This is a genomic window from uncultured Cardiobacterium sp., from assembly GCF_938028185.1.
GTDB lineage: Bacteria > Pseudomonadota > Gammaproteobacteria > Cardiobacteriales > Cardiobacteriaceae > Cardiobacterium.
On sequence record NZ_CALJAH010000020.1, the window covers coordinates 1 to 2,079 of the forward strand.

At 64.4% G+C, this 2,079-nt stretch carries 2 protein-coding genes; both read right to left on the bottom strand.

The annotated features are described in order from the left end of the window. A partial coding sequence (hutW, locus tag Q0349_RS00755; RefSeq protein WP_298078847.1) for a heme anaerobic degradation radical SAM methyltransferase ChuW/HutW occupies nucleotides 1–1,026 on the bottom strand: 1,026 nt, incomplete at its 3' end. Between the two features lie 181 nt (nucleotides 1,027–1,207). Further along, nucleotides 1,208–2,017 (bottom strand): ATP-binding cassette domain-containing protein, encoded by an 810-nt coding sequence (locus Q0349_RS00760; protein WP_298078848.1) that lies wholly within the window; start codon nucleotides 2,015–2,017, stop codon nucleotides 1,208–1,210. Nucleotides 2,018–2,079: the final 62 nt, after the last annotated feature.

Below are 2,079 nucleotides of genomic sequence, written 5' to 3' on the forward strand. Positions count from 1 at the left end.
CGGGGTGTCAAGGTAGGTCAGGAGGTCGCCGCTGACCATGTAGCTGTAGCCGCCGTGGTTGCCGCCCGCGCCGGAGCCGTAGGCGAGGCAGGTGTCGCGCGCGCCGCTGTTGTAGCGGTTGCGTTCGCCCCGTCCCGGCCAGGCGTAGTGTTTGTTGCTGATTTGTTGCCAGCCGTGCGCGGTGAGTTGTTCGCAGGCGTAGGCGTAGTGTTGTGCCTGGATGGCTGTCGGGGCGGGCGGCGGCAGGTGGCCTTTTTCGATGTGTTTGTTGATGGGCAGGCCGGGGAAGTTGCTGAAGGCGTAGGTGTCGAGGCCCGAGAGGGGCAGTTGGTTGATGCGGGTGATGTCGCGCGCCCAGATGTCGTCGTTTTGGTTGGGCAGGCCGTAGATGAGGTCGGCGACGACAACGCAGTCAAGTGCGCTCATTTGTTGCAGGTAGTGCCAGGCTTCGTCGCCGCTGTGTTTGCGCCCCATGCGTTTGCGGATATGGTCGTCAAAGCTTTGGATGCCGATGGAGATGCGGTTGATGCCAGCGTCGATACAGGCCTGGGCTTTGTCGGGGTCGAAGTGGCTGATGCGGCCTTCGAGGGTGATTTCGCAGTCGTCGGTGAGCGGCAGGTAGCGCTTGCAGGCGGTGATGAGGCGGACGAGGTCGGCGGTGGCGAGTGCGGTCGGGGTGCCGCCGCCGAAGTACACGGCGTTGATGGTGCCGTCGCCCTGGCGTTGTTCGTGCTCATAGGCGAGTTCGTCGATGATGCGGTCGGTGTAGCTGGCGCCGTCTTCTTCGCGCCAGTGGTTGCGGTAGAAGCCGCAGAAGAGGCAGTGGGTGATGCAGAAGGGGATGTGCAGGTAGGCGGCGCCTTCGCCGTGCCAGGGGGTGGTGAGGATTTTCTGCCAGATGCGCTGGATGGCGTCAGGCGGCACGGGCGGGGTCGTGCCGCGCGGCATCATGAAGCGCGAGCGGCCGGGGAAGGCGTCGGGTACGGCCTGGTCGGGGCGCCAGCGGGTGTTTTGGATGGGGTTCATGGGGTTTGTCGTCTGTTTACATACAGGGTAGCGACTATCGTGTATGTATATGTGATTGAGGGGACGTTGTCGCGGTGGTGGGCATTTTTCTTTCGCTACCCCCACCCCAACCCTCCCCCGCTGCGCTTCGCTGCGAGGGAGGGGGTTATTCGGTGGGCGATGTTGTCGCGGCGGTTGTTGTTCATGGCTGGTACTCCGGGTCCGGGGCGAGGAGGATGCGGTCGCTGTCGGGCAGGCGGTAGTGGCGGATGGGAATGTGGTAGGCGCGCTCCAGGTCGCCACTTGCGCTCAGGCTTTGCGGGGTGTGGTCGCCGAGTTTTTTGCCTTCTGCCAAGAGGATGATGTGGTCGGCGTTTTGTAGTGCGAGGTCGAGGTCGTGCATGACGGCGATGATGGTCAGTCCACGCGCTTTCAGGCGCTGTAGTTCGTGCATGAGTTGGTATTGGTGGCGGATGTCGAGGTGGTTGGTGGGTTCGTCGAGGTAGAGGGTTTTGCCGCTGAGGTCGCCCGCCGGTTGTTCGTGGATTTGCGCGAGGGTGCGCGCGATGTGGCTGCGGTGTTGTTCGCCACCGGAGAGGGTTTGCCAGGTGTGGTCGGCGAGGTGGTCAATGGTGAGGGTTTGCAGGCAGTGGCGGATGACGGCGCGGTCGTGCCGGGCGGCGGCGCTGCCGTGCCAGGGTTCGCGTCCGAGGGCGACGACTTCGGCGACGCTGAGCGCGAAGGGCAGTTCTTGGCTTTGTGGCAGCACGGCGCGTTTGCGCGCGAGGCTGAGGGGGCTGTAGGCGGCAAGGGGTTTGTCGTCGTAGGTGATGGCGCCGTGTTGCGGGTGGTAGTCGCCGCAGAGGAGTTTGATGAGGGTGGTTTTGCCCGCGCCGTTCGGGCCGATGATGGCGGTGTAGCTGCCACAGGCGATGGTGAGGTCGAGTTGGTCGATGAGGGTTTTGCCGCCGCGTTGCAGGGTGAGGCCGCGGGCTTCGAGGTGCGGGGTCATTCGGTTTTTCCGAGGCGTTGCCAGACGAGGGTAGCGAGGAAGGGCGCGCCGATGGCAGCGGT